The organism is Micromonospora sp. NPDC049151 (assembly GCF_040648395.1).
Classification (GTDB): domain Bacteria; phylum Actinomycetota; class Actinomycetes; order Mycobacteriales; family Micromonosporaceae; genus Micromonospora.
Genome location: NZ_JBEZDP010000001.1, coordinates 119,888 through 145,010, shown reverse-complemented (window position 1 = coordinate 145,010; position 25,123 = coordinate 119,888). Strand labels below are relative to the sequence as shown.

The following is a 25,123-nucleotide window of genomic DNA, read 5'->3' as shown; positions in this document are numbered from 1 at the left end:
TACCGGCAAGCCCACCGCCGTCGGCCAGCGGCGGGGAGCAGACCGCCGGTCACCCGCCCACACAGCCTCGCTGGCGGTACGCGAACGGGGAGTCACTCGTACGGTCGACGGAGTGCCCGGCGCGAGCACTTGCCGGTGCGTCGGGTCGCATTCCGACCTGTCGCCGATCGACACGTCCATCTGGTTCTCCCTGGCGTGACATTGCCGCTGACCCGTCGGCGCCATGGGATCAGGATCGTCCTGGACCGTTCCGCCGACGTGTTCCTGACGTCCACGATCGCGGGCGGCACGGGCGCGAGACAGACCCAGCGTGGTGGGCCACGGTGGGCCTCGCTGTGGTCGGCCCCGACCGATGCGAGGAGGACAGGCGGTACTACGCCGTCCCTACAAGACTCATTTCAGAGGATGTGCCAGCGGCGGAGTTCCGGCCCGCCGTGGACAAGTCCTGCGATCCGGTGGTGCACCTCGTCGGCGGCCTCGGTCCCGGGGCGGGACTTTCGGGCGTTGGTAGCGATCATCTGCAGCTCGCGAAGCTGGCACAGCTCCTCGAACCCCGGCCAGCAGGTGGCATCCCAGCCGTAGGCGGCGGTGAAGTTGGCGAAGGCATCGGAGCCGGGCGGATCGAACCGGCGGCAGTGGACAGCGACCGTGGCGATGTCCCACTCGCGGGGCCCAAGGGCGGCGCCGTCCCAGTCGGCGAGTACGGGCGTACCGTCGAAACGCCGGAGCGCGTTGCGAACCTGCGGATCTGACTGGATCAGGCTCGTGCCACGGGGAAACCGCATCGCCTCCCAGCCGGCGGCCAGCGTCTCGAGCCGGCCCAGCAGCAGATCCTGTTCCTTGCCGTTCAGGATCTCCGAACGGGTCACGGATAGCTCGATCCCATGGATCGGCCGCAGCACGGGCAATGGCAGCTGCGGAACAGGCAGGGAATGCAGATCCCGGAGAAGGCTTCCGAGTTCGGAGACGGTGATGGGATGGTCGTGTGCGGGATCCAGACGCTGCCAGACAGTGACGGCGTGCCCGCCCACCTCCAACGGCTGGGACAGGCCCGGGTGAAGGCCGACCGTGGGGAACTCTCGGTCCACCAGCCAGTCGACCACGGCCACCATCGCGCGCACCCGGTTCAGGTCCTGGTCGCCAGGGGCGATCTTGATGACGACGTCCCCGACGGCGTAGACGGCGTTGGTGTGGTGCCGCAGCAGAGCCGCGTCCGAGTCGGGGTAGCCGAGGAGACGACATACCTCGGCGAGCACCGGCCGAGTGCGCGCCTCGACGAACATGGGGCTCCTAGGGACCGAGTGCGGCTGTGGTCCCAAGCCTACGGGCGCGCTCGCGGCAGGCCCGTAGGTAGTCCGTCAAGGTGGCGACCTCACCCCGCTGGCTCTCTCCAGGAATCGCCGTGGACACGTCGCTGGCCCGGGTCAGGATGATCTCCGTCCGCTGCGTCTCGGGCAGGTCCGCGACCGCGTCACGCGCGGTTACCAGTGCCTCGGTCACCCGCCGATCCCGCGCGAGACACATCGACCGGTCCAGGGCAATGAGCGCCGCATCGATCGGCACGGCCGGAGCCGTGCCATAGAGCCGCAACGCCTCGTCCTGAACCCGGTACGCCTCCACCGTGTCACCGAGCCAGGTGTACGCACCGGAGAGGTACAACAGCAGCCGCTTCGCCGGAAACCTGAACGCCACGTCGGTGTCCTCGTCGCCAGCCTGATCGAACAGCCGGCGTGCCTGATCGACGGCCGACCGCGCCTGCTCGGTGGCACCGATTCTGGCCAGGGCACGCGCCCTGCCCGCAGCCGCCAGGGCACTCGACGACGATGCGGCCGGAGTGACCGCCAGAGCCGCATCAGCCAGAGCGACGGTCTGGGCGGGATCCCCGAAGTAGTACGGCAGCATCGCCGCCTGGGCCCGCACGAGCACCCTGAACCGAGCCTCCCCGCTGTCGTCCGCCGCGTGGATCGCTGTGCCGTACCACCGTCGAGCCTCGGCAACATCCCCAAGCCTCATCAACGCGTCAGCGCACATCGTCGCCAGCAGCGCCGCCACCCCGGACAGCCGGGCCTGGACCGCCGCCGGCTGGCGCCGAAACGACAGCATCTGCACCTCTCGGCAGTCGGCCGCCAGCAGCGCCAGCATCGTCTGTGGCGAAGCCGAGGGATAGACCCGCAGGTGCTCGCCAGCGCTTTGCTCGATCAGCTCAAGCTGCCGAGGGGCGACACTCGACGCCGCCAGAGCCTCGTCCAGTCCCAGACGGAGTCTGACCAGACCTCCGGCCTCGTTGCTCCCCATACGGGCAGGCGACCGATCCGCTTCACCGGCCACGGTCTCGATGCTGACGTCACGCGGCATAGCGCTGTCCTCGGCGCGGCCGAGCCCCATGACCGGACGCGGAATGTGAAGACCCACGGCGATCCGTTCCAGCACCTCGTACGCCGTGACCTGCCGGACGCCTTTGGCGATCTCCGTAGCGCGGTGAGGCGAGAGGCCTACGAGAGCGGCGATCCTGCCGTAGGACACGCCTCGGGCGTGAAGGAAGCGGAAGACCGCAGTGATGTCGCGCCGCTGAAGAAACTCGCTGATCGGTCGGCCGTTCCACAGCCCCGAACTCCACCACTCGGGATCCACCTGCGCGGCCACGATCACCTCCGATCGGACGACGACCACCCGACAGCACAACGCATCCGCGCCAACACATCAAGTCAATGACGGTCGAGTCGACAGCCCAACCAGAGTCGACGCTCGGGGTGGCATCCGGAAGACCCACGATGAGCCCTCAGCGTGTCCCCTCCCGGGATCAGCGCAGCCTCCGGAGCGCCATGACCTGTCCAGCCCGAGCCTTGTCGCCGGTCTGGGATGGAAGCGAGTGATGCAGATGAGGAAAGAGCCGTCTATCAATAATCCGTCGCAGCCCAGCGGATGAAGCAGATCTATAGGCTCCCACCAGGCAGAACGCCTGCAGAAGGTGGAGGCCCCGAGTCGAGCTGCCCCGACCCAGCCACACATCCATTGGCATCCATCATTGCCTGACATAGAGTCACTGGCTAGTCACATTGAGCGCAAACGACCGGGCGGCGACTTGCGGATGATGACCAACACCCACAGAGCCAACTGCGCAAACGCCCAGAGGCCGGGCTGCACATGCTCCGGCTGCGGGGGCTCCCAACACGGCTGGCAAGGATGGACATCTCTGGCCGCCGACCGGCCAGAGAAGCGCGACGACCGGCGGCGTGAACTCAAGGAGAAGGTGGAGGAAGACAGACGATCCGGGCGCCAGAAGTTCAACGCCCACAACCGGGAAATCTACTTTGACCTCGCACGCCTGGACATCACCGACTACCTGTGGGCCGCCGACGGCCGAACCAGAATCAACGGCCGACTGCCACGCGATGTTGAGCCAACATCGATGTCATCAGACCTTGGCCGGATGGACACCCTTGCCCACCAGGTCATGGAGAACCCGTGGGACGAGATCTCAGCCGGCATAGACAGCCTCGTCCGGAATAAGGCTGACGCCAGGGAGGTCAAGAAGCGCCTGGCTGATCACACATGGTGCGGCCTGCTGGTGGCCCTGATCCAGTTGATCGAAAAGATCAACAAGACCGTCGAACTGCTGACGGATACCGCCAAGCAGTTCATCACCGACGCGTTGTCGCGGCGGTTCGATTCGGGGCTGCCCCGGCTGGTGACCGACGCCGTCATCCGCCTTGTCGTGGACAAGGTGTGGTCAGCCCTGGCGAGGCTGCTGGAGGCTCACTTTCCCCTCCTCGGAACAGACACCCTGCGCGTCTTGAGGATGCTGGCCATCTTCACCTGCCCCTCGGTCGAACACCATCCAGAGGTCTACAAGCACGCCGTCCGGCCGCTCATGGGCGACGGGCACGAGATCATCACGGACGAGATCAAGACGCACGTGGTCACCCTCTTCAGCGCGTGGTGGCGGCGGCGCGCCCCGGAAGCTCTGGCCTGACGCGCCCCGGACACGCCCGGCCCCATCAAGCCCGGAAAAGAACCAGCGGTGCGCGCCGGATGTACACGAGACCCGCGTTCAGTCCGGGCAACACCGGCCCGGTCCAACGGCTCCCGAGCACCCACCGAGCCACCACCCACTCTCGGCGTACGCGAAAAAGGCCCCGACCCGGTGAAAACCACCAGGTCGGAGCCTTGATCGTTGGTGCGCCGCCAGGGACTCGAACCCCGAACCCGCGGATTAAGAGTCCGCTGCTCTGCCAGTTGAGCTAGCGGCGCTCGCTGACAACGGGAAGAAGATTAGCACGCCCGCCGAGGCGGGTTCCAATCCGATACCGGGGTCCACCCTTCGGACGAGCTTAACCGGCGAAAGCGGCCAAAACGGCCATCTGATCCGGCGCGGGGGCGGGCACGGGAGCGTCGATACGGCACGATGTCCGCCAGGCACGCGAGGACAGGGGTGGGCATGGGCAGGTTCGCGCGGGCCGGGGCGACGGTGGGCGCCCTGGTCCTGACGGCGTCGCTGGCACTGACCGGGTGCGGCGGCGACGACGAGGGGAAGGCGCCGGAGTTCGTGCCCGGCCAGCAGCAGGTCGGCGGCGTCTCGTCCGCCGCGCCCGCGGACCCGAGCGCCTCGCCGAGCGACAGTGCCGCCGCGCCGCCGCTGACGGTGAGCCCGGCCGACGGCGCGAACGCACGGCCGGTCAGCACCGAGATCAGCGCCCGCATCCCCGGCGGCGGCACCGTGTCGAAGGTGGTGCTCGCCACGGCCGACGGGACCGCCGTCGCCGGGCGGATGCGGCGCGACGGGTCGAGCTGGGTGCCGTCGGCCGCGCTCAAGTACGGCACCAGGTACACGGCCACCGTCACCGGCGCCGGCAAGGACGGCCAGACCTACCAGGGCACCAGCACGTTCACCACGATGGCCAAGCCCAAGTCGATGATCGGCTCCGGCCTCTACATGTTCAGCGGCAAGACCTACGGGGTGGCGATGCCGGTGGTCGCCGAGTTCTCCCCCGGCATCCCGAAGAAGGACCGGGCCGCGGTGCAGAAGCGCATGTTCGTGCAGACCGACCCGCCGCAGCCCGGCGCCTGGCACTGGGTCGACAACGGCACCCAGGCGTACTACCGCGCCCCGGAGTACTGGAAGACCGGCACCACGATCACGGTCCGGCTGGCGCTCGCCGGGATCCCGCTGAGCAACGGCCGGTACGGCAACATCGACCGCGGCGCCACCGCCAAGATCGGACGCGCGTTCGAGATGACCGTGGACAACGCGACCAAGCAGATGACGGTCTCCGAGAACGGCACGGTGATCCGTACGCTGCCGGTGAGCCTGGGCAAGAAGAGCACCCCCTCCTCCAGCGGCACGATGGTGGTGATGGAGAAGAAGGAGTCCACCGTCTTCGACACCCGCAGCGAGCCGGACCCGGCCAACCGCTACGTCACGGAGATCGACTTCGCCCAGCGGATCACCTGGGGCGGCGAGTACATCCACGCGGCACCCTGGTCCGAGGGCGTGCAGGGGCGCCGCAACGTCTCGCACGGCTGCGTCAACGTGTCGATGGCCAACGGCCGCTGGCTGTTCGGCAAGACGATGGTGGGCGACCCGATCACGGTGAAGGGCACCGAACGGCGCCTGGCCCCGGGCAACGGCTGGACCGCGTGGAGCATGAGCTGGTCGCAGTTCGTCGCGGGCAGCGCGCTGCCCGTTCCGCAGGGCGGACAGCCGGCGCCGTTCTGACCGGCGTAACGTGGTCGGACACGCCACCTCCGACGAAGCGTCGGACGCTCATGGAATCGTTACACCCGCGCGGGGTGTTCCGGTTCACGTCCGGCAACGCGTACCCGCTCCGGCGCGTCTGACCAGAGACGACGGGGAACGGCATCACCTTGTGAGGGAGTCATGCGAGCTGGCCAGGACGAACCGATCCGGGGCGTGAGCGCCCGACGCGTCGGGCGCCGCCGTGCGCTGGCGGCCGGGCTGCTCGCCGCCGCGATGGCCCTGACCGCCTGCACCAGCGGTGGCGGCGACAAGCCGTCGAGCTGGCAGGGCGGCGGCGACAGCGACGGCGGCGAGAAGGCCCCGAAGGCGGCGGCCACCATCAGCGAGCCCGCCGCCGACGCCAAGGACGTGCCCGCGTCCACCGGCGTCACCTTCACCACGACCGAGGCGCAGGAGACCACTGTCGAGCTGAAGGACGCGGCCGGCAAGGTCGTCGACGGCACGCTCGCTTCGGACGGCAAGAGCTGGTTGCCGTCCTCGGCCCTGGAGTACGGGCAGACGTACACGGCGACCGTGACGGCGACCGGCGACGACGGCAAGCCCGCCACCGCCACCAGCACGTTCACCACGATGGCGAAGCCGGCCAAGCAGATCCGGGTCACCAGCTTCCTCGGCGACAACCAGGTCGTGGGCGTGGCCATGCCGCTGATCGTGAAGTTCGGCCGGGCCATCCCGGAGGACTACCGCGACGACATCCAGCGCCGGATGACAGTCACCGCGAAGCCGGCCCAGGAGGGCATCTGGCACTGGGTGAGCCCGACCGAGGTGCGTTACCGGCCCAAGACGTTCTGGAAGCCCAACAGCACCGTCAGCTACAAGGTGCAGGCGGGCGGCCTGCCGCTGGGCGGCGGCTGGTACGGCCGGTCCGACCTCAGCGTCGACCTGAAGATCGGCCCGTCGTTCGTGATGACTGTCGACAACCGCACCAAGCGGATGACAGTCACGCGTGACGGCAAGGTGGTCAAGACCATCCTGGTGAGCCTGGGCAAGAAGAGCACCCCCTCCTCCAGCGGCACCATGGTGGTGATGGAGAAGCTCCGGCACACGGTCTTCGACACCATGGAGGAGCTGGGCCCGGAGGAGGGCTACCGCACCGAGATCGACTACGCCCAGCGGCTCACCTGGGGCGGCGAGTTCATCCACGCCGCGCCCTGGTCCGAGGGCGTGCAGGGCCGATCGAACGTGTCGCACGGCTGCGTGAACGTCTCGATGAAGGACGGCAACTGGCTGTTCGCCAACACCCGCCTCGGCGACCCGATCACCGTCAAGGGCACCGAGCGCAAGCTCCAGAACGGCAACGGCTGGACCGACTGGAACATGAGCTGGGACGAGTACGTCAAGGGCAGCGCCCTGCCGTACGAGCCGCCGTCGGACGACACCACGCCGGACGCCGGCACTCCGAGCGTCGAGCCGACCCCCTGACCCCGCACACGACGAAGCCCCCTCCCGGAGGAGGGGGCTTCGTGTTTGGGGTGACTGATGGGAATTGAACCCACGACAACCGGGACCACAACCCGGTGCTCTGCCAACTGAGCTACAGCCACCATGCTCGCCGCTCCGGTCGCCCGGGGCGGTGCGCGGACTAATCATAGCCACACTCCGGCCGGCCCCGTCCACCGGGTTCGGCGCGGGCGTCAGAGCTGGGCGGCGATCGCCTTCGCGGCCTCGACGTCCGGGCCCGGCAGCGGCACGAACACGGTCCGCCGGTAGTACTCCAGCTCGCGGATGCTCTCCCGGATGTCGGCGAGGGCCCGGTGGGCCAGGCCCTTCTGCGGCTGCCCGAAGTACACCCGCGGGTACCAGCGCCGGCACAGCTCCTTGATCGAGGACACGTCGATCATCCGGTAGTGCAGGTGCGCGTCGAGCCGGGTCATGTCGCGGGCCAGGAAACCCCGGTCGGTGGCGATCGAGTTGCCGCACAGCGGCGCGGTGCGGGGGTCCTTCACGTAGCTGGTCACGTAGTCGAGCACCATGTCCTCGGCCTCGGCCAGCGTCACCGTGGAGCGGCGTACCTCCTCGGTGAGCCCGGACTTGGCGTGCATGGTGCGCACGATCTCCGGCATGCCGTCGAGCGCCTCGTCGTCGGCGTGGATCACCACGTCGACGCCGTCACCGAGCACGTTGAGGTCGGGATCGGTGACGAGCGCGGCGACCTCGATCAGGGCGTCGCGCCGCAGGTCGAGCCCGGTCATCTCACAGTCGATCCAGACGAGAAGATCAGCCACCGGGACAGACTACGCGCCGCCGACCCGCCCGCGCCTCGGCCCGGCGGCCGAGGTGGACCGCTAGGGTTTCCTGCGTGCCAGCCGAACCCGTCGCCTCACCCGCCGTCGCCCGTGACGGCGCGGGCGCGCGTACGGCCCGCCGGGTGCTGACGGTGCTGGCGCTCGTCGCGATCCTGCCGGCGCTCTACCTGCCCAACCTGCGGCACAACTTCTACGACCAGAAGATCTACATGTCGGCGATGGACTGGTGGACGTCCGGGCATCCGCTCTACGACTACGTCCAGCCGGACCGGGTGCAGGGCGCGCTCTACTTCACCTACCCGCCGTTCGCGGCGCTGCTGCTGGCCCCGTTCGGGTACCTGCGGCTCGGTGTGGCTGTCGCCGCGTTCGCGGTGCTGACCGTGGCCGCCGTGGTGGTGACCACCCGCTGGCTGGTGCTGCCGGTGCTGCGGCGCCACGACCTCCCGCGCGGGTTCGGCCTGACGGTCGCCGTGCTGCTGGTGCTGGCGATGGAGAGCACCCGGGAGACGCTCACGCTCGGGCAGATCAACATGCTGCTCGTGGTGCTGATCCTCGGTGACCTGCTGTTCGCCGTACCGCAGGGTCGGCGCTGGGCCGGTGTGGGCGTGGGGCTGGCCGCGGCGCTCAAGCTCTTCCCGGGCATCTTCGTGCTCTACCTGCTCGCCGCCCGCAAGTGGCGGGCGGCGACGGTGGCCACGGTGACCGCCGCGGTGGCCACGCTGCTGGCAGCGGCGCTCGCGCCGGGCGACTCGTGGCGGTTCTGGACCCACGAACTGTGGACCACCGACCGGGTCGGCCGCACCGACTACACCGGCAACCAGTCGCTGTTCGGACTGCTCAGCCGCCTGTCCCCGACGGCCGAGGCGGGCCGGCTGCCGTGGCTGCTGCTCGCGCTGGCGGTGGCCGCGTTCGGCCTGTGGCGGGCGGCGCGCGCGGCCCGGGCGGGGGACGCGCTCGTGGGTCTCACCCTGACCGGCCTGGTGGGCGGGCTGGTCAGCCCGATCACCTGGATCCACCACCTGTACTGGTTCATCCCCGCCGTGGTGGTGCTCGTCGACGCGGCGTTGGACGCCGATCCGGCGACGCCCGCCGGGGCCCGCCGTCGCGGCGGCCTCTTCGCGCTGGCGGCCGTCGTGGGCCTGCCGATCGTGTACGGCCTGGTGTCGTTCCAGGACTGGGGCACCGCCATCGTGCACACCGACGACCCTGTCGATTTCGTCGTCCGCAACCTGTACGTGCTGCTCAGCCTGCTGTTGCTGGCGGTGCTCCCGATCCGTCATCACCGGGACGCGTCGCCGACGACCCGGACTGAACGGACACATCTCGCAACAAATGGCGATAAGCGCTAATCTGGTCGCAACTACCTCAGTTTTCTCCCAGGTAGCACCGATCCCCCGGTGAGAACGGCCCTCCGCGTCGGCAGCGCGGAGGGCCGTTCGGGTTCTCCGCGTCAGTCCTCGTGGTCCTCGCACCGGCCGGGCGGTGCGGCGATCGCCGCGCGGCCCCGCCCGCCGCACCCGGAGCCCACTGCCACCAGGTGCCGCTCGGGGCGCGACGCCGGGCCCGGCTGCCGGCCCAGCCCGCTCAGCGAGGTGACGCCGAGGCGACCGGCCAGCACCGGCACCTGGTCCGGTTCGACCACGAAGACCACCTCACGGGGCCGCAACGGGCGCAGCAGCAGCACGACGGCGAGGACCACGAGCAGCGTCCCGCCGGCCGGCAGCGCCCACGCCAGCCCGGGGAACCATCCGGCCCGCAGCTCGGCACGCATCCGCAGGTCGAGGCCGGCCGCACCGTCCACGCGCAGCACGACCAGGCTCAACGACCGGTCGGCCAGTTCCGCCGGGCTCCACTCCAGGGAGCCGACGCCCTGGCGTACCCAGAAGGGCTCTGTCATCGGCGCGACGTCGCCGGCACCGGCGGTGGCCGGGTCGAGGTCGACAGGTAGCGGGCCCCGGGTGACGGCGACGCGGCGCACCGTGCTGTGCGGGACGTCGGCCAGCCACTGTCGCACCTGGTCGGCCGGGGCCAGGCCGAGGAAGACCGGGCCGCCGTCGTCCCGCGCGGTCAGGCGCAGCCGGACCTGACCGGTGCGGGCGAGCGGCGCGTCGGCGCGCAGCAACGCGTCCACGTCGGTCACCAGCACCGCCCGGGCGGGCGTGCGGACCGGCTCGAACCGGGCGTCGAACCCGCCGTCCGGGCCGGCGTGCCGGGCGGCGAACCAGAGGCCGCCGCCCGCCAGCAGCGCCGGAACCCCAAGCGCCAGCAACACCATGCCGGCGATCGTGCGTACGAAACGCATTCGCGTCGTCCCTCTCGGTAGCCGAATACCCGGCCGACCTTACCGACGCGCGTCGGCCGACCGCCGGATATCGGCAGCACCGGCCCGGGACGGCAACCGGCCCGGCGGATCGGTCCGCCGGGCCGGTGCGTCGCTCACGTTCGCTACGACTTCGCGGCGGGCTCCCGCCGGGTACGCGCGAACGCCAGACCGCCCAGGGCCAGGCCGCCCAGTCCGGCGACCAGGCCCGCCACACCGAGGGCGGTGGCCACGCCGGAGTCCTCGTCGTCATCGTCGTCGTCAGCGGCGGCAGCGGGCGCGCTCGCGCCCGGCGAGGCGGGCGCGGCCCCGGCCAGCTTCAGCACCGGCGCCGGGTTCTCCGGCTCCTCCGCGCCCGGCGTGGGCTCCTCGATCCACCGGGAGACGTTGCCGTCGGAGTACGTCTGGAGCACCTTGAACACCATCGTGTCGGCCTGCGGGAGCGGGCCCATCGACACCGGGAACTCCTGGAACTCGCCCGGCTTCACGCCGCCGCCGGGCGCGGCGGTGAAGGTCAGCTTGGAGACCGCCTCGGTGAGCTGGCTGCCGTGCACCTCGATCGGCGGGTCGACCTTGCGCTTCTCCACCGCCACCGTCCAGCCCGGCACCGGCATGGTGGAGACCGAGCCGACCGGGGCGTTCTCCGGCAGGTTCACCTCGACCTTGACTGTCGACGCCGTGTCGCTCTCGTTCGGCACCCGGAACGCGAACCGGCCGTAGCCGCCCTGTGTGCCCTCGGCCGGGTTGATCGTGACGTGCGCCGAGGCTTGCCCGGCCAGGCCGAGTACGGCCGTGGCGACGGCGGCGAGGGTCAACGCGGCGACTGTCGCGGGACGCCGGAGACGGATCATGGGGGACCTTCCGTTACTTGATCGGCACGGTGGCGGTCACCGTGGCCTGGTCGATGTCGGTGGTACGGACGGTGATGCGCAACTGCCAGTCGCCTCGGGCCGGCAGGTTGACCTCGCCGGTGGCGTGGTTGTCGCTCAACGGCAGCAGCGGGACGGCGATCGGCTCGATCCCGGCCGACGGCAGCGCGGCGGTCACCTTCCACTCCTGCACCGGCTGCGGGCGGCTGTCCTTGGTGTAGGCGTACAGGTGCAGCGTGTTGTTCCCGGTCTCGGCCGGGTCGAACTGGACCTCCAGCGAGTAGATCGGGCTGCTCAGCGTGGCGGAGAAGTAGCCCTGCTCGGCACCGGCGACATTCGCGGTCGCGGTGCGCGCCGGGGTGGTCTGCACGAGCGTCGCGGACACGCCGAGCACCACCGCCGTGATCACCAGCTCGGCCACCACGGCCCGCCGCATCGCGCCCGGCCGGCCGGCGGCCACCCGCCGCCGCACCAGCGCCCGGGAGTACGCGGCCACGCCGATCACCAGCGCGAACAGCGCGATCTTGGCGAGCAGCAGCCGGCCGTACGTGGTGTCGAACAGCGCCCCCAGGCTGGCCACCTCGATGAGCCCCTGCACGGTGCCGGCCAGCAGCAGCGCGGCCACCGCGAGCGCGGCCCACCGGGACCAGATCGGCAGGATGGCGTCCAGCTCGCGCTCGTCGGCCCTGCGCAGCAGGAACACCGCGAGCATGACCAGACCGCCCAGCCAGACCGCCATGCCGCCCAGGTGCACCGCGTCCACCATCACGGAGACCGCCGGCGCGGGCGAGGCCGCGGCGTGCCCGGCCAGCGGCCAGGTGAACAGCGCCGCGCCGCCGAGGACGGCCAGGATGATCCCGTCGGTACGGCCGATCGGACCGGCGAACAGCGGCCGGAGCAGGAACGCGGCGGCGGCGAGCAGGCCCAGCCGGACCAGGTGCGTGGTGCCGTAGGCGCTGCCCAGCACGTCACCCAGGCCGGAGCCGGTCACGTCGAACAGGCCGCCGCCGTTGACGTACGGCACCTGGAGCCACACCTCGGCCACCGTCGCCACCGCCAGCAGGCCCAGCCCGGTCCAGGCCAGCCGCGCCGGCCCCCGGCGGGAGAGCCGGCCCGGCCAGAGCGCGGCCAGCACCAGCGCCGGACCGACGAGCAGCAGCAACCCGACGTAGCCGGCGTACTTCGCCACCTTCACCGCGGTCTCGGTCACCGGGTTCGCCCGGTTGTCCGAGCCGCTGTCGGTGGGCGGCTCGGACGGCGCCCCGACCGAGTAGGTGAACGCGCCGGAGACCGGGTGGCTGTCGGCCGAGATGACCCGGTAGCTCACCAGGTAGGTGCCGCGCCCCCCGGAGGGGTCCACCGGGATGGTGACCTCGGCGCCCCGGAAGGTCGGTTCGCCGCGGTCGGCGCGCGAGCCGTCGGGGGCGATCACCCGTACCTTCCCCGGCACCTTGCGGACGCCCTCACTGAACGTGATCACCACTTGCGCGGGCGCCTCGGGAACCACGGCGGAGGCGGCCGGGCTGCTGCTCACCAGGACCGCGTGTGCGGCGGCCGGGGTGGCCGGGACGAGGAGCAGGGCGACCAGCAGGAGCAGCAGCCCGGCGACGGCACCGGAGCGGGCGGCGACGACCCGGGACGGGCGGCGTACGGCAGCAGTCATGCCGCCATGGTTCCCGAACCGGGCCGGGTCCGGCGAGCCGGTCTCCGGTGGGCGTGGCCGGGCGCGCGGCCGCCTCGACGGCACGCGCCACGCCGGGCCTGCTCGGATGTCATGGGTGGGTAGTCGGACGGCGGCGGGAAAAAGTTCCCGGCGTGTGCGGGACCACGGAATGGGTCGAAGGACCCTGTCCCGTCCGGGTACGCCGCGTAACCTCGGGTGACGTGATCCCCGGCCCGCGCGACACCGCCGCCGACCGCCCCGACGCCGCTCGGGACGCGGCCACCGGCTGGGCGCTGGCCGCCCGCGACGGGGACCGCGACGCGCAGGCCGCCTTCGTCCGGGCCACCCAGGCCGAGGTGTGGCGCTTCGCCGCCGCGCTCGTCGACCCGGACAGCGCGGACGACCTGACCCAGGAGACCTACCTGCGGGCGTTCCGGGCGCTGTCCGGCTTCGAGGGGCGCTCCAGCGTGCGTACCTGGCTGCTCGGGATCGCCCGGCGGGCCTGCGCCGACCACCTGCGGACGGTGGTGCGCCGCCGCCGGCTCGACGCGCGGCTCGCCGCCCAGGCCGCCACCGACCGCCCGTACCCGGACCCGGCCGGGCAGCTCGGCGCCACCGACCTGGTCCGCCGGCTGCCCGCCGAGCGGCGCTCCGCGTTCGTGCTCACCCAGCTGCTCGGCCTGTCGTACGCCGAGGCCGCCGACGTGGAGGGGGTGCCGGTGGGCACCATCCGCTCCCGGGTGGCACGCGCCCGCGACGAGCTGGTCGGCGCCGTCGGCGACACGATGACCGGATAGCGGGAACCTTTCATGGCGCTCGGACGACGAATGACTGTGACCCCCTCCCCCTCCCCCCGGGCCGGCGGCTGGCACGCCCTGCGCCCCTGGCTCGGCGTCGCGGCCCGCCTCGGACTCGCCGCCGTGTGGCTGATCGCCGGCGGCACCAAGGTCGGCGACCTGGCCGCCTCCGGCCGGGCCGTGAACGCGTACCAGGTGATGCCGTACGACGTGGCCACCGTGATCGGCGCGGCGCTGCCGTTCGTCGAGCTGGCCCTGGGCGTACTGCTGCTCGTCGGGCTGGCCACCCGGGTCAGCGCGGGCGTCTCCGCGGCGCTGCTGGTGGTCTTCATCGCCGGCATCGCCTCGGCCTGGGCCCGTGGCCTGGCCATCGACTGCGGGTGTTTCGGCAGCGGCGGGCAGCTCGCCGCCGGCCAGACGCCCAGCTACCTCCCGGAGATCCTCCGGGACATCGGGTTCCTGGCGCTCGCCGGGTTCCTGCTGATCTGGCCCCGCACCCCGTTCTCGGTGGACGGGTGGCTGGCGGGCGACGACACGGTGGAGGACGACGATGAGCAGTCGTAAGGGGCGCAGGGACGCGGCCCGGGTGGTACGCGAGCAGATCGCCCGGGAGAAGCGGCGCAAGCGGACGCTCTGGACCTCGATCGCCGCGGTGCTGGTGCTCGTCATCGCCGGTGGCATCGGCTGGGCCGCCTACTCCAGCCAGAAGTCCGACGATTTCACGGCCCCGCCCGGGGCCAACGACGCCGGCACCGGCATCGTGCAGGGCACCGGACCGGTCACCATCGACCTGTACGAGGACTACCTCTGCCCGGCCTGCAAGCAGTTCCAGCAGATCAACGGCGAGACGCTCAACCAGCTCGTCACCGACGGCAAGGCGAAGCTGGTGTTCCACCCGGTCGCGTTCCTCAACCGCTTCTCCACCACCGAATACTCGACCCGCTCCTCGGCCGCCTCCGGCTGCGCCGCCAAGGGCGGCAAGTTCCGCGAGTTCACCGAGCAGCTCTTCGCCAAGCAGCCGCCGGAGGGCGGCGCCGGGCTCAGCAACGACGAACTCGTCGACGTCGGCGCGGGCGTCGGGCTGAACCGGGACGAGTTCGCGTCCTGCGTCTCCGACGGCACGTACCGGTCGTGGACCGAGCACGTCACCGACGAGGCGAGCAAGGCCGGCGTGACCGGCACCCCGACCATCAAGATCAACGGCAGTGAGCTGCGGGACCGCAGCCCCGAGGGGATCAAGGCAGCGGTGGAGGCGGCCGGCAAGTGATCGCACCCCTGCGCCGGGCCGCGCTGGTGCTCGCCGTCGCGGCCACCGCACTGCTCACACTCGCCGGCCCGGCCGCCGCACACGGCGCGGACGCGCCCGACGGCACCGACTACCGCGCCACGATCAGCGGCGTCGACCCGGACCGCCCCGGCCTCACCGCACGCATGGTGGAGGCCGGCGCGCGGCTGGAGCTGACGAACGACACCGGCGCCGACGTGACGGTGCTCGGCTACTCCGGTGAACCGTACCTGCGCATCGGCCCGGGCGGCGTGTACGAGAACACCCGCTCCCCCGCCACGTACCTGAACCGGACGCTGGCCGGGGAGACCCGGCTGCCCGCCGAGGCGAACCCGGCCGCCGCGCCCGACTGGCGGCGGATCGACGACGGACCCACCGCCCGCTGGCACGACCAGCGCACGCTGTGGCGGGAGGACGCCCCGCCGGCCGCCGTCGCCGCCGACCCGGACCGGGAACACCGGGTACGCGACTGGACGGTGCCGCTGCGCGCCGGTGACACCACCGGAGCGGTACGCGGCACGCTGGACTGGGTACCGCCGCCCGACCCGTACCCCTGGTGGGTGGCCGCCACGCTGGGCTTCCTGCTCATCGGCGCGGCGGGACTGGCGCCGGGCGGCACCGCCGCCGGGGTACGGGCGCTGCGCGCGGTCGGCGCGCTGCTCGCCCTGGGCGGCGCCGCCACTGTGGCGCTCACCGTCGCCCGCGCGCTGGACACCGGCGCTCCCGGCGTCGGTGGGACGCTCGCCGAGCTGGTCACCGGGCAGATCTGGACGCTGCTCACCGGGCTCGGCGCGCTCGCCGCGGGCGGGTACGCGCTGGCCCGCCGCCCGGCCGCCGACTTCGTGCTGGCGCTCGCCGGCGCCTGCCTCACGCTGTTCGCCGGGGCGACGAACCTGGCCGCGCTGTCCCGCGCGATCCCACCGGCCGCCGGCCCGGCGGTGCTGGTCCGGGTGCTGGTGGTGGTCGGCCTGGCCACAGGCGCCGGCGCGGTGGCGGCAGGCCTGCTGCGCCTGCGCACCGCCGCAAGAGCAGCCCGCCCCACCCCGCACCCAGCCCCCGTGCCCTGACCCGAGCCGCCCCTCCCCCGGGTCTGGCCCCGCGATCTTGCAGTTGCTGCCCCTCGGGTGCGGCTTTCGCACTTTCTGCCCGGGCAGAAAGTGCAAGATCGCCGCAGACGGGGTGGGCGGGGGGAGGGACGGCTCGGGTCAGGAGGGGCGGGGGGCGAAGCCGTAGGGGAGCTCCAGGCGGTGGGCGGCCAGCAGCGCCTCGTCGGACAGGAGTTCTGCGGTGGGGGCGTCGGCGACGATCCGGCCGCCGTCCAGGATCACCGAGCGGGGGCACAGCTCGGCCGCGTACGGCAGGTCGTGCGTGACCATGAGCAGCGTCACCGGCAGGGCGCGCAGGATCTCGGCAAGCTCCCGCCGGGCGGCCGGGTCGAGGTTCGACGACGGCTCGTCCAGCACCAGGATCTCCGGGCGCATGGCGAGCACGGTGGCCACCGCCACCCGGCGCCGCTGCCCGAACGACAGGTGGTGCGGCGCGCGGTCCCGGTGCTCGCTCATCCCGACGGCCGCGAGCGCCTCGTCGACCCGGGCGGCCAGCTCGGCCCCGCGCAGGCCCAGGTTGGCCGGGCCGAACGCGACGTCCTCGGCGACAGTGGGCAGAAAGAGCTGGTCGTCCGGGTCCTGGAAGACGATGCCGACGCGGTGGCGCACCTCGGCCAGCGTGTCCCGGTCGCGGGTGACGGTCAGGCCGCCGACGCTCACCGTGCCCTCGGTGGGGGTGAGGATGCCGTTGAGGTGCAGCACGAGCGTCGTCTTGCCGGCACCGTTGGGCCCGAGCAGCGCCACCCGCTCGCCGCGCGGCACGGTCAGGTCCACGCCGTGCAGGGCGACGTGACCGTCCGGGTACGCGTACCGGACGCCGTCGACGTTCAGGGAGGGTGGCTGCCGCACGTACCCGATCATTGCAGGACGAGCGCGACGGCGGCGATGGTGGCCGCGATCGCCGGCACCGTCGCGGCGGCCGCCCACTGGCCGGCGGTGGCCGCGCCCGCGCCCTGCCACACCGCCGGCATCCGGCCGGTGTAGCCGCGGGAGAGCATCGCCAGATAGACCCGCTCGCCGCGCTCGAACGCGCGCAGGAACAGCGTGCCGACCCCGGCCGCGAAGCCGCGCAACTGCCACAGGAAGCGTGGGTCGTCCCCGCGCGACACCCGGGCCACCCGCATGCGCCGGGCCTCGCCGACGAGTACCTCCAGATAGCGCAGCATGAACGTGGCGATCTGGGTGAGGATCTGCGGGCACCGCAGCCGGTCCAGGCCGAGCAGCAGGTCACGCGTCGTCGTGGTCGCCGCCAGCAGGAGCGACGCGAGTACGCCGAGCGTACCCTTGGCGAGGATGTTGAACGCGCCGTGCAGCCCGTCGACGGACAGGGCGAGCCCGGCCACCTCGACCCGCTCCCCGGCGCCGAGGAACGGCAGCGCGAACGCGAACAGCACGAACGGCAGCTCGATGAGAGCCCGGCTGAGCAGCCAGCGCGGGCCGACCCGGGCCAGCGCGGCCACCACGGCGACCAGGAGCGCGTACCCGCCGAAGGCCCAGTACGCCTCCCGGGGCGTGGCCACCACCGCGATGGTGAACAGCACCATCGCGGCGATCTTCACCTCCGGCGGGAGGCGGTGTACCGGCGAGCCGGACTCGCGGTAGAGCACGTGCGCGTGCCCGGCGCCCATGCTCAGCGGGTGCCGCTGGACGGGGTCGCGGCCCCGTCCGCCGCGTCGGCGCTCGCGGTGGTCGCGGCGGGCGCGGCGGGCGTGGCGGGGCCGCGGCGGCGGGCCAGCCAGAACAGGCCGCCGCCGAACGCGAAGGTGAGCAGCACGCCGAGCACGCCGGACAGGCCGGTGGAGACGAAGTCGTTGCCGATCCCGCGTACGCCGTAGTCGGCCAGCGGGCTGTCGGCCAGCTCGTGGTCCTTCGCCTGCTGGGCCGGGCAGCTGCCGCCGGTGATCTCGTCGTCGGCGTTCACCGTGCAGCCCTTGAGCAGCGACGAGTCGAGCCCGTCCGGGTGCGACGAGGCGTAGTTGCTCACCACGCCGGCAAGCACCAGTGCCACCAGCAGGCCGCCGAGCAGGAACGGCCAGTGACGCTTGTTCATCGGGCACCTCCGGCGACCGGGACGGCGGGAGCCGGCGTGGCCGGCTTGAGGGCGCGCAGCGCGTACACCAGATCGGGCCGGACCTTCGCGACGGTGACCACCGTGGTCGCGGTGATCAGGCCCTCGCCGATGCCGATGAGCAGGTGGGCGAAGGCCATGGTGCCGGCCAGGCCGGCGAGGTTACCGCCGAGGTCGGTGGTGCCGCCCAGCCAGTACTGGAAGACGAATCCCTGGGACGCGACCACGACGCTGACGAGCGCGGAGACGAACGCGGTGACCGCCAGCCCGGCCGGGGTACGCGGCAGCACCCGCAGCAGCAGCGCGACCAGCAGGTACGCGGCGGCGGTGCCGAGAAGCGCCATGTTGGTGATGTTGAGGCCGAGCATCGCCACCCCGCCGTCACCGAAGACCAGCGCCTGCACGATCAGCACCACGGCGACGCAGAGCGCGCCGACCCAGGGCCCGACGAGCAGGGCGGCGAGCGCGCCGCCGAGCAGGTGCCCGCTGACCCCGGCGGTGAAGATCGGGAAGTTGAGCATCTGCACGGCGAAGATGAACGCCGCCACCAGACCGGCCATCGGGGCCAGCCGGTCGTCGAGGTCGGCTCGGCCCCGCAGCACGCAGAAGGCGAGCGCGGCGAGGGCGAGAGCCGCGAAGATCGCGGCGACCGGACCGTTGATGATCCCGTTGGAGATGTGCATCGCCAGGGTGTCCACGCGCTCAGCGTATTTCCAGGAAGGCGCTGTTGCCAATATCTTGCAACAACCTCATGATGGCCGTCACCGCGCCCGCGCGTCGCCGCCGGCCGGCCGTACCGGCCCGGCGGTATCGTCAGCGCCATGACCGACCGCCTCAAGCCCGGCGACCCCGCCCCCGACTTCACCCTGCCCACCGACGACGGCGGCACGCTGTCCCTGGCCGGCCTGCGCGGCCGCAAGGTCATCCTGTACGCCTACCCGGCCGCCATGACGCCCGGCTGCACGAAGCAGGCGTGTGACTTCCGGGACTCCCTCGCCTCGCTCCAGGCCGCCGGATACGAGGTGGTGGGCGTCTCGCCGGACAAGCCGGCCAAGCTCGCCAAGTTCCGCGACCGGGACGCCATCACGTTCCCGCTGGTCTCCGACGAGGACAAGGCGGTGCTGACCGCGTACGGCGCGTTCGGCGAGAAGCAGATGTACGGCCGCACGGTCACCGGCGTGATCCGTTCGACGTTCGTGGTGGACGAGGACGGCAAGATCGAGCACGCGTTCTACAACGTGCGGGCCACCGGCCACGTCGCCAAGCTGCGCCGGGATCTCGGCCTCGACTGAGCCGTACGCGCGGGCGGGCCGGCCTCGGTGGCTCCGGATGTGGTCTACGATCCGGAGGCTGTGACACCGACCGGCTTCCGCCCGGCTTCCGATCGCGGGCGCCCGCCGCGTCGGCCGCAACGGCCGTGGAGGACTACGGTGTTCACCATGGAGGGGCCGTAGCCCAACGGCAGAGGCATGCGGTTTAGGTCCGCACCAGTGCGGGTTCGAATCCCGCCGGCCCTACCATTCGTCCACCGGCGACTGTCACGAAGGTCACGAACGCGGGTCCCGGCCGCACTGCCGCGCGCAGGATTACGGGCGTGGACCTGCGCTTCGTACTCGACCCCGACCTGACCCCTGAGCTGCGCGAACAGATCGTCGCGCTCTGGGTGGACGTGACGAACGCCGGCGGCGCCGTCGGCTTCGTCGCCCCGGTGACGGCCGACGACGTGCGCCCGCTCGCCACCTCGACGCTCGACGAGATCGCGGACGGGCCGGACCGGCTGCTCGCCGGCTACGAGGGCGGCCGACTGGTGGCGGTCCTGATCATCGCCGACAACCGGTTCCACCTCAAGACGCACTGGCGGGTGCTCAAGCGCGTCATGGTGCACCCCGGCACGCAGGGGCGCGGCCACGGCGCGGCGCTGATGCGCGAGGCCGAGCGGATCGCCCGAGGGCTCGGCCTGGCGGCGCTGCACGTGACGGTCCGCGACGGCCTCGGCCTGGACGGCTTCTACAAGCGCCTCGGCTACCGCGAGGTCGGCCGCCTCCCCGCCGCGCTGCGCCTGTCCCCCACCGACGCCCGCGACGAGATCCTCATGTGGCTCCCCCTCCCCTGACCCCGCCGCCCCCCCCACCCACCCCACCTCGTCGATCTTGCACTTTCCGCCCCCGCAAAAGCCACATCCAGGGCAGAACAAGGGCCGCAAGTGCAAGATCGACGCGCGAGGCGAGGGTGGGGCGGGGTCAGGAGCAGGGGGCGGGGGCTGCCTGCACGAGGGGGGCCGTGCCGGCTGGGGCGGGGCTGGAGGACGAAGGCGTCGTCGTCAGGGAAGGGGTGGGGGTAGGGGTGGGGGTCCGGCTGGGGGTGGGTGTGGGGCTCGGCTTCTTCGGGGCGGGGGTACGGGCTGCGGGTTTCGCGCCGTACATGCGGGTCGTGCCGCGCTGCACCTGACCGGGGAGCATCCGGATGCCGGCGGCTGTCGCGCGGTGGCCGTACACGTCGGTGACCCGGATCTCGTACGGGCCGGGGCCGGCCCCCGATTCGATCAGCCAGTAGTTGTAGTCCTGCCGCTGCGCCGTACGCCACGAGCCGTTCTGCCGCACCTCGACCGAGCGCAGTGGATTGCCGTGGTCGCCGACCAGGACGGCGAACCACCACTGCGAGGAGCCCTCCTTCATCCGGAAGGTGAGCGGCCCGGGCAGCGACGGGTTCACCACCGCGCGGTAGGTGACCTTCACCACGCCCCGCACCGGATCGGCGATCCGGGCGAACGCCTCGGCGGAGAGGTCGAGGTGACCCGGCGCGCACTCGGGGCACTGGTCCATCACCAGCACCCGGACCGTGCCACGCGGGCCGGTGACGTCGAGGAACCCGCCGCAGGAGGCGCCGGAGGCGTACTCGCCCGGGCCGAGCGCGACGTACAGCCGGTCGGTGGGCGCCGCGGGCCGGGAGCAGTTGCCGCCGGCGCCCTCGGAGTCGTAGAAGGTGGCCTTGCCGCTGTGCGTCGCGCCGCCGACGGGCGGAGCGGCGGCCACCGGCAGGGCGGCGCCGGGCGGGAGAGCGGCCACTGGTGCCATTGCGGCGCGCGGAGGCGGTGCGGCGCAGGCGGGGGCGGCGCCACCGCGTACCGCGAGGGTCACCGCGACCGCGGCGGCGGCGGCGACGAGACCGGCGGCGGCGAGCCGGCGGCGGCCGGTGGCGGTGCGGCGCCGGCCGTCCGGGGCCGCGGATCCGGGCGCGTCGCCGGTGGTCGGCGGGTGGGGTGGGGTGCCGTCGGTCACGCCGGTCGATGCTGCCGGACCGGCGAGCCGCCGGACAAGCGAGCTAAGCGAAAGCTAATCCGGGCGCGGCGCGCAGGCGGGGCGACACGCTCCGCGCGGGTCCACACAGTACGACGCGACTCAGTAGCATCGCGGCATGTCCGATCGCCACCAGCTCACCGACCCCGACGCGCGTTCGCAGGGCTCCGACGTGGAGCCGGGCGCGCCGGCGGAGGAGAAGGCGCCCCGGCGCCGCCGGGGCCGGCGGATCGCCCTGATCGTGCTGCTCGTCGCGGTGCTGCTCACCGGCGGCACCGCAGTGGCCGGTGGCCTCTACTACCGCTCGGTCGACAAGTCCATCGAGCGGGTCGACGCCTTCGAGGGCGTACCGGAGGAGTCGCGGCCACAGGTCGAGGCCAAGGGCGCGATGAACATCATGATTCTGGGCAGCGACTCCCGCGACCCGGAGAGCACCGGCGGCTCGCGCAGCGACACGATCATCCTGGCCCACCTGCCGAAGGACCGGGCGAGCGCCCAGCTCATCTCGATCCCCCGGGACACCTGGACGGCGATCCCGAAGTCGAAGGAGGGCCGCGGCGGCCGCGACGCGAAGATCAACGCCGCGTACGCCTGGGGCGGCGTGCCGCTGATGGTGCAGACGGTGGAGAAGTTCAGCGGCGTACGTGTGGACAACGTGACGATGGTCGACTTCGCCGGATTCAAGGAGATCATCGACGCGCTCGGCGGTGTCGAGATCGACGTGGAGAAAGGCTTCACCACGAAGTACTCGCTGATCGGCACCCGGACGTTCAAGCAGGGCCGGCAGACCATGGACGGCGCCGCCGCGCTGGACTACGCGCGGGAGCGGCACGCCTTCCCCGACGGCGACTTCGCGCGCATCCGCCACCAGCAGCAGGTGATCAAGGCGATCCTGGACAAGGCCGCGTCGGGTGGCGTGCTGACCAACCCGGCCAAGCTCAACTCGTTCGTCCGCGCCACGTCCGACTCCGTGGCCGTCGACAAGTCACTGTCGCTTGTGGATCTCGCGATGGAGATGCGCGGCCTGCGCGGCGGCAACCTGACGTTCTTCACCTGCCCGGTGAAGGGGACGGGCCGGGTCGGCAGCGAGAGTGTCGTGTTCCCCGATCCGGCGCGCTCGAAGACGCTGTTCGACGCCGTCCGCCGCGACTCGGTCCCCGAGATCCTCGCCGTCAGCGGAAAGTAGGACGTCGATCTGCCATGCCGGTGCTGGCGGCGGGGCGGGGCCGCTCGTATCCTGCGATCGCCGTCGGTCTCTGTATCCGGGCCGGGGGCGTCACGGGGAAGGATCGACAATGCCACGCCTGCCGGCGTACGAGCATCCGCCCGCACCGCCGTCCAGCACGGCCATGAACGCGCCGATGGACAGCGGCATGGACACCACGACGGTGCTGCCGTACGCGGGGTCGCGGGCGTCGACGCGTACCCGATGGTTGCGGGCCTGGATGGTGACCGCGCCCATCGACGTCGCGGCGCTGCTCACCCCGTTGCTGCTGACTCAGGACTACTGGCGTGGCACGTTGTTCAACGCCGCGCTGACCCTGGGCCTGTTCGCCGCGGGCGGGCTCTACCGGCCGCGGCGGCACATCAGCATCCTCGACGAACTACCGAGCCTCGGCGGCCGGCTGCTGGCCTCCGGCGCGGTGGGGGCGATCATCGCGGCGCTGCGGCACGACTCGGTGCCACACGTCAGCGGGTTCATGCGCGGCGTCGCGCTCTCCGCCGGCCTGGTGATCGTCGGCCGGGCGCTGAACAGCCGGCTCATCCTGCTGGCCCGCAGGCGCCGGTGGGTGGAGCACAACGCGATAGTCATCGGCGGCGGGCCGATCGGCGGCGAGCTGGCCCGGCTGTTGCGCCGCTACCCGCAGTACGGGCTGCGGTTCGTCGGCGCTGTCGACGCCCGGTCACGGGCGCGGATCGGCTCGCTTCCGCTCATCGGCACCATCGACGAGCTGGAGAAGCTCGTCGACATGCTGGAGTGCGAGGTCCTGGTGATCGCGGACCCGGACTGTCCCGAGGCCGACCTGATGGAGGCGCTGCTGCGCCCGGCCAGTTCCCGCTGTGACCTGTGGGCGGTGCCGCGCCTGTGGGGGTCGCGGTCGCAGGGCGGCTACCCGGACCACATCGGCGCCATCCCGATCATCAAGATCGGCGACACCACGCTCACCGGTCCCCGGTGGCGGCTCAAGCGCGCCTCCGACGTGGTGTTCGCGGTGACCGCCCTGGTGGCGCTGAGCCCGCTGCTGCTGCTCTGCGCCGTCGCCACGTTCCTCGACGGCGGCCGGGGCGTGTTCTTCCGCCAGGAGCGCATCGGGCGGTACGGCAAGCCGTTCCACGTGGTCAAGTTCCGGTCCATGCGCCCGTCCGACGAGCACGAGTCGCAGACCACCTGGTCCATCGCGCACGACGAGCGGGTCGGGCCGATCGGGCGGTTCATGCGGCGCACCTCGCTGGACGAGCTGCCGCAGCTGTGGAACATCCTGCGCGGTGAGATGAGCGTGGTGGGGCCCCGGCCGGAACGGCCGTACTTCGTGGAGAAGTTCACAGTGGAGTACCCGAGGTACGCGATGCGGCACCGCGTCCCGGTGGGGCTCACCGGGCTGGCGCAGGTCAGCGGCCTGCGCGGGGACACGCCGATCTCGGACCGGGCGCGGTTCGACAACTACTACATCGAGAACTGGTCGCTCTGGCTCGACATCAAGATCGTGCTGCGTACCGTGACCGAGGTCTTCCGGGGCGGCGGCCGCTAGCCGCAGTCGCCGGCCAGCGCCCGCGCCAGATCCGCGCGCCAGTCCTCCGGCGGCGGCAGCTTCGCGGCGGCCCACCGGCCGTGCGCCAGCACGCTGTAGTGGGGGCGCGGCGCCGGGCGCGGGAAGCGGTCGGTAGTGGTCGGCCGGATCCGCTCCGGGTCGAGGCCGCGCAGGGCGAAGACGGCGCGGGCCAGGCCGTACCAGGTGGTCTCACCCGCGGCGGTGCCGTGGTACGTCCCGGGTGCCGCGTCGCCGGCGAGCGCCGCGTCGGCGAGCGCCACGAGGCGCTCCGCGAGCCGGTACGACCAGGTGGGCTGGCCGCGCTGGTCGTCCACCACGTCGAGCCGGTCGCGTTCAGCTGCCAGCCGCAGCATCGTGGTGACGAAGTTGCGCCCGTGGGGGGCGTAGAGCCAGGCGGCACGGACGACGTACCCGGTCTCGGGCAGCAGCCGGGCCACCGCCTGTTCCCCGGCGAGCTTGCTGCGCCCGTACGCGTTGACCGGGCCGGTCGGCGCGTCCTCCGGGTAGGGCTCGGTGGCGTCCCCGGCGAACACGTAGTCGGTGGAGACGTGCACCAGGCGCGTGCCGGACCCGGCACACGCGCGGGCCAGGTGGGCGACCGCGTCGCCGTTCACGGCTGTGGCGTCCCGCTCGCGTGTCTCGGCGCCGTCCACATCGGTCCACGCGGCGGCGTTGAGCACCACGTCGTGCCCGCTCACCGCGTCCCGGACGGCATGGGCGTCGGTGACGTCGAGGTCGGCGCGGGCGGCGGCGGTGACCGACAGGTCCGGCCGGGTCCGCAGCACGGCGAGCAGGTCCCGCCCGAGCATCCCGCCCGAGCCGGTGACCAGCACCCGGGTCACCGGTGGCCGGTCGCGTCGCCGCCGGTGACGCCCGGCAGCATCCACACGTGCTCCGACCCGATGAAGCCGGCGCCGCCGGTGACGAGGATCCTCACGGGACGT

At 72.2% G+C, this 25,123-nt stretch carries 24 protein-coding genes and 3 tRNA genes; 13 read left to right on the top strand and 14 right to left on the bottom strand.

Features of this window, described 5'->3' with window-relative positions; translation table 11 throughout:
- Nucleotides 1-398: 398 nt before the first annotated feature.
- Both AB0B20_RS00730 and AB0B20_RS00725 read right to left on the bottom strand, forming a co-directional pair.
- Nucleotides 399-1,283 carry a phosphotransferase gene (locus AB0B20_RS00730; RefSeq protein WP_318332774.1) on the bottom strand — a complete coding sequence of 295 codons (885 nt, stop codon included), beginning with the start codon at nucleotides 1,281-1,283 and terminating at the stop codon, nucleotides 399-401.
- A gap of 7 nt (nucleotides 1,284-1,290) precedes the next feature.
- The gene (locus AB0B20_RS00725; RefSeq protein WP_357467555.1) at nucleotides 1,291-2,649 is read right to left on the bottom strand and encodes a hypothetical protein; all 1,359 of its coding nucleotides are present in this window, start codon (nucleotides 2,647-2,649) and stop codon (nucleotides 1,291-1,293) included.
- A 439-nt stretch (nucleotides 2,650-3,088) separates the two neighbouring features.
- Between AB0B20_RS00725 and AB0B20_RS00720 the strand changes: the two genes are divergently transcribed.
- A complete protein-coding gene (locus AB0B20_RS00720; protein ID WP_357467010.1) occupies nucleotides 3,089-3,973 on the top strand; it encodes a hypothetical protein in 885 nt (294 codons plus the stop codon).
- A gap of 202 nt (nucleotides 3,974-4,175) precedes the next feature.
- Here AB0B20_RS00720 and AB0B20_RS00715 read toward each other — a convergent pair.
- Nucleotides 4,176-4,251: transfer RNA gene (locus AB0B20_RS00715), tRNA-Lys, on the bottom strand.
- Between the two features lie 187 nt (nucleotides 4,252-4,438).
- Here AB0B20_RS00715 and AB0B20_RS00710 point away from each other — a divergent pair.
- Both AB0B20_RS00710 and AB0B20_RS00705 read left to right on the top strand, forming a co-directional pair.
- On the top strand, nucleotides 4,439-5,716 hold the full coding sequence (locus AB0B20_RS00710; protein WP_357467007.1) for an Ig-like domain-containing protein: 1,278 nt from the start codon (nucleotides 4,439-4,441) through the stop codon (nucleotides 5,714-5,716).
- A gap of 162 nt (nucleotides 5,717-5,878) precedes the next feature.
- Nucleotides 5,879-7,180, top strand: coding sequence for an Ig-like domain-containing protein (locus tag AB0B20_RS00705; protein WP_357385889.1), 1,302 nt, complete (start codon nucleotides 5,879-5,881; stop codon nucleotides 7,178-7,180).
- A gap of 46 nt (nucleotides 7,181-7,226) precedes the next feature.
- On the opposite strand, the gene AB0B20_RS00700 is transcribed toward AB0B20_RS00705, so the two are convergent.
- A tRNA-His gene (locus tag AB0B20_RS00700) sits at nucleotides 7,227-7,302 on the bottom strand.
- Between the two features lie 90 nt (nucleotides 7,303-7,392).
- Complete coding sequence (gene orn, locus AB0B20_RS00695) at nucleotides 7,393-7,983, bottom strand: oligoribonuclease (RefSeq protein WP_013474266.1); 591 nt, start codon at nucleotides 7,981-7,983, stop codon at nucleotides 7,393-7,395.
- Nucleotides 7,984-8,057: 74 nt separating this feature from the next.
- Here orn and AB0B20_RS00690 point away from each other — a divergent pair, with 74 nt between their 5' ends.
- On the top strand, nucleotides 8,058-9,353 hold the full coding sequence (locus tag AB0B20_RS00690) for a glycosyltransferase 87 family protein (RefSeq protein WP_357467002.1): 1,296 nt from the start codon (nucleotides 8,058-8,060) through the stop codon (nucleotides 9,351-9,353).
- Nucleotides 9,354-9,454: 101 nt separating this feature from the next.
- Here the strand turns inward: AB0B20_RS00690 and AB0B20_RS00685 are convergent, their stop codons facing one another.
- The 3 genes from AB0B20_RS00685 to AB0B20_RS00675 form a co-directional block, all read right to left on the bottom strand.
- Entirely contained in the window at nucleotides 9,455-10,306 is an 852-nt protein-coding gene (locus AB0B20_RS00685) for a hypothetical protein (protein WP_357385894.1), read from the bottom strand.
- Nucleotides 10,307-10,449: 143 nt separating this feature from the next.
- Entirely contained in the window at nucleotides 10,450-11,175 is a 726-nt protein-coding gene (locus AB0B20_RS00680; protein ID WP_357466999.1) for a YcnI family protein, read from the bottom strand.
- 13 nt (nucleotides 11,176-11,188) lie between these two features.
- Nucleotides 11,189-12,856, bottom strand: a complete 1,668-nt coding sequence (locus tag AB0B20_RS00675; protein WP_357385898.1) for a copper resistance protein CopC — start codon at nucleotides 12,854-12,856, stop codon at nucleotides 11,189-11,191.
- 221 nt (nucleotides 12,857-13,077) lie between these two features.
- On the opposite strand from AB0B20_RS00675, the gene AB0B20_RS00670 reads away from it, so the two are divergent.
- Genes AB0B20_RS00670 through AB0B20_RS00655 form a run of 4 tightly spaced genes read left to right on the top strand, consistent with a single transcriptional unit; the run spans nucleotide 13,078 to nucleotide 16,005 of the window.
- Complete coding sequence (locus AB0B20_RS00670; RefSeq protein ID WP_357385900.1) at nucleotides 13,078-13,653, top strand: sigma-70 family RNA polymerase sigma factor; 576 nt, start codon at nucleotides 13,078-13,080, stop codon at nucleotides 13,651-13,653.
- A gap of 30 nt (nucleotides 13,654-13,683) precedes the next feature.
- On the top strand, nucleotides 13,684-14,217 hold the full coding sequence (locus AB0B20_RS00665) for a MauE/DoxX family redox-associated membrane protein (protein ID WP_357385902.1): 534 nt from the start codon (nucleotides 13,684-13,686) through the stop codon (nucleotides 14,215-14,217).
- On the top strand, nucleotides 14,204-14,920 hold the full coding sequence (locus AB0B20_RS00660) for a thioredoxin domain-containing protein (RefSeq protein WP_357466995.1): 717 nt from the start codon (nucleotides 14,204-14,206) through the stop codon (nucleotides 14,918-14,920). Before AB0B20_RS00665 ends, AB0B20_RS00660 begins: the two co-directional genes overlap by 14 nt.
- Entirely contained in the window at nucleotides 14,917-16,005 is a 1,089-nt protein-coding gene (locus tag AB0B20_RS00655; RefSeq protein ID WP_357466992.1) for a hypothetical protein, read from the top strand. Before AB0B20_RS00660 ends, AB0B20_RS00655 begins: the two co-directional genes overlap by 4 nt.
- Before the next feature lie 138 nt (nucleotides 16,006-16,143).
- On the opposite strand, the gene AB0B20_RS00650 is transcribed toward AB0B20_RS00655, so the two are convergent.
- The 4 genes from AB0B20_RS00650 to AB0B20_RS00635 are packed head-to-tail and all read right to left on the bottom strand — an operon-like array spanning nucleotide 16,144 to nucleotide 18,810.
- On the bottom strand, nucleotides 16,144-16,905 hold the full coding sequence (locus tag AB0B20_RS00650; protein WP_357466988.1) for an ATP-binding cassette domain-containing protein: 762 nt from the start codon (nucleotides 16,903-16,905) through the stop codon (nucleotides 16,144-16,146).
- Nucleotides 16,902-17,672, bottom strand: coding sequence for a cobalt ECF transporter T component CbiQ (gene cbiQ, locus AB0B20_RS00645; protein ID WP_357385909.1), 771 nt, complete (start codon nucleotides 17,670-17,672; stop codon nucleotides 16,902-16,904). Before cbiQ ends, AB0B20_RS00650 begins: the two co-directional genes overlap by 4 nt.
- A 2-nt stretch (nucleotides 17,673-17,674) precedes the next feature.
- Nucleotides 17,675-18,094, bottom strand: coding sequence for a PDGLE domain-containing protein (locus AB0B20_RS00640; RefSeq protein ID WP_357466984.1), 420 nt, complete (start codon nucleotides 18,092-18,094; stop codon nucleotides 17,675-17,677).
- Nucleotides 18,091-18,810: an energy-coupling factor ABC transporter permease gene (locus AB0B20_RS00635; protein WP_357385913.1), complete on the bottom strand. Its 720-nt coding sequence runs from the start codon at nucleotides 18,808-18,810 to the stop codon at nucleotides 18,091-18,093. Before AB0B20_RS00635 ends, AB0B20_RS00640 begins: the two co-directional genes overlap by 4 nt.
- A 123-nt stretch (nucleotides 18,811-18,933) precedes the next feature.
- On the opposite strand from AB0B20_RS00635, the gene bcp reads away from it, so the two are divergent.
- From bcp to AB0B20_RS00620, 3 genes are all read left to right on the top strand, one after another.
- Nucleotides 18,934-19,404: a thioredoxin-dependent thiol peroxidase gene (gene bcp, locus AB0B20_RS00630; RefSeq protein WP_357385915.1), complete on the top strand. Its 471-nt coding sequence runs from the start codon at nucleotides 18,934-18,936 to the stop codon at nucleotides 19,402-19,404.
- Between the two features lie 152 nt (nucleotides 19,405-19,556).
- Nucleotides 19,557-19,632 (top strand) — tRNA-Leu (locus AB0B20_RS00625).
- Between the two features lie 74 nt (nucleotides 19,633-19,706).
- A complete protein-coding gene (locus AB0B20_RS00620; RefSeq protein WP_357466981.1) occupies nucleotides 19,707-20,225 on the top strand; it encodes a GNAT family N-acetyltransferase in 519 nt (172 codons plus the stop codon).
- A gap of 127 nt (nucleotides 20,226-20,352) precedes the next feature.
- Here the strand turns inward: AB0B20_RS00620 and AB0B20_RS00615 are convergent, their stop codons facing one another.
- Nucleotides 20,353-21,390, bottom strand: coding sequence for an expansin EXLX1 family cellulose-binding protein (locus AB0B20_RS00615; RefSeq protein ID WP_357466978.1), 1,038 nt, complete (start codon nucleotides 21,388-21,390; stop codon nucleotides 20,353-20,355).
- A gap of 136 nt (nucleotides 21,391-21,526) precedes the next feature.
- Between AB0B20_RS00615 and AB0B20_RS00610 the strand changes: the two genes are divergently transcribed.
- Together AB0B20_RS00610 and AB0B20_RS00605 are read left to right on the top strand one after the other, a co-directional pair.
- Nucleotides 21,527-22,594 carry an LCP family protein gene (locus tag AB0B20_RS00610; protein WP_357466973.1) on the top strand — a complete coding sequence of 356 codons (1,068 nt, stop codon included), beginning with the start codon at nucleotides 21,527-21,529 and terminating at the stop codon, nucleotides 22,592-22,594.
- A 109-nt stretch (nucleotides 22,595-22,703) separates the two neighbouring features.
- On the top strand, nucleotides 22,704-24,158 hold the full coding sequence (locus AB0B20_RS00605; protein ID WP_357385923.1) for a sugar transferase: 1,455 nt from the start codon (nucleotides 22,704-22,706) through the stop codon (nucleotides 24,156-24,158).
- Here AB0B20_RS00605 and rfbD read toward each other — a convergent pair.
- Nucleotides 24,155-25,021 (bottom strand): dTDP-4-dehydrorhamnose reductase, encoded by an 867-nt coding sequence (gene rfbD, locus AB0B20_RS00600; protein WP_357385925.1) that lies wholly within the window; start codon nucleotides 25,019-25,021, stop codon nucleotides 24,155-24,157. The genes AB0B20_RS00605 and rfbD overlap by 4 nt on opposite strands.
- Nucleotides 25,022-25,123: the final 102 nt, after the last annotated feature.

What these genes read in the sequence shown, in the direction of transcription:
- AB0B20_RS00730 (WP_318332774.1), bottom strand. Translation starts at nt 1,283, where the DNA reads ATGTTCGTCGAGGCGCGCACTCGGCCGGTGCTCGCCGAGGTATGTCGT.
- AB0B20_RS00720 (WP_357467010.1), top strand. Translation starts at nt 3,089, where the DNA reads ATGATGACCAACACCCACAGAGCCAACTGCGCAAACGCCCAGAGGCCG.
- AB0B20_RS00710 (WP_357467007.1), top strand. Translation starts at nt 4,439, where the DNA reads ATGGGCAGGTTCGCGCGGGCCGGGGCGACGGTGGGCGCCCTGGTCCTG.
- AB0B20_RS00705 (WP_357385889.1), top strand. Translation starts at nt 5,879, where the DNA reads ATGCGAGCTGGCCAGGACGAACCGATCCGGGGCGTGAGCGCCCGACGC.
- AB0B20_RS00685 (WP_357385894.1), bottom strand. Translation starts at nt 10,306, where the DNA reads ATGCGTTTCGTACGCACGATCGCCGGCATGGTGTTGCTGGCGCTTGGG.
- AB0B20_RS00680 (WP_357466999.1), bottom strand. Translation starts at nt 11,175, where the DNA reads ATGATCCGTCTCCGGCGTCCCGCGACAGTCGCCGCGTTGACCCTCGCC.
- AB0B20_RS00675 (WP_357385898.1), bottom strand. Translation starts at nt 12,856, where the DNA reads ATGACTGCTGCCGTACGCCGCCCGTCCCGGGTCGTCGCCGCCCGCTCC.
- AB0B20_RS00665 (WP_357385902.1), top strand. Translation starts at nt 13,684, where the DNA reads ATGACTGTGACCCCCTCCCCCTCCCCCCGGGCCGGCGGCTGGCACGCC.
- AB0B20_RS00660 (WP_357466995.1), top strand. Translation starts at nt 14,204, where the DNA reads ATGAGCAGTCGTAAGGGGCGCAGGGACGCGGCCCGGGTGGTACGCGAG.
- AB0B20_RS00650 (WP_357466988.1), bottom strand. Translation starts at nt 16,905, where the DNA reads ATGATCGGGTACGTGCGGCAGCCACCCTCCCTGAACGTCGACGGCGTC.
- cbiQ (WP_357385909.1), bottom strand. Translation starts at nt 17,672, where the DNA reads ATGGGCGCCGGGCACGCGCACGTGCTCTACCGCGAGTCCGGCTCGCCG.
- AB0B20_RS00640 (WP_357466984.1), bottom strand. Translation starts at nt 18,094, where the DNA reads ATGAACAAGCGTCACTGGCCGTTCCTGCTCGGCGGCCTGCTGGTGGCA.
- bcp (WP_357385915.1), top strand. Translation starts at nt 18,934, where the DNA reads ATGACCGACCGCCTCAAGCCCGGCGACCCCGCCCCCGACTTCACCCTG.
- AB0B20_RS00610 (WP_357466973.1), top strand. Translation starts at nt 21,527, where the DNA reads ATGTCCGATCGCCACCAGCTCACCGACCCCGACGCGCGTTCGCAGGGC.
- AB0B20_RS00605 (WP_357385923.1), top strand. Translation starts at nt 22,704, where the DNA reads ATGCCACGCCTGCCGGCGTACGAGCATCCGCCCGCACCGCCGTCCAGC.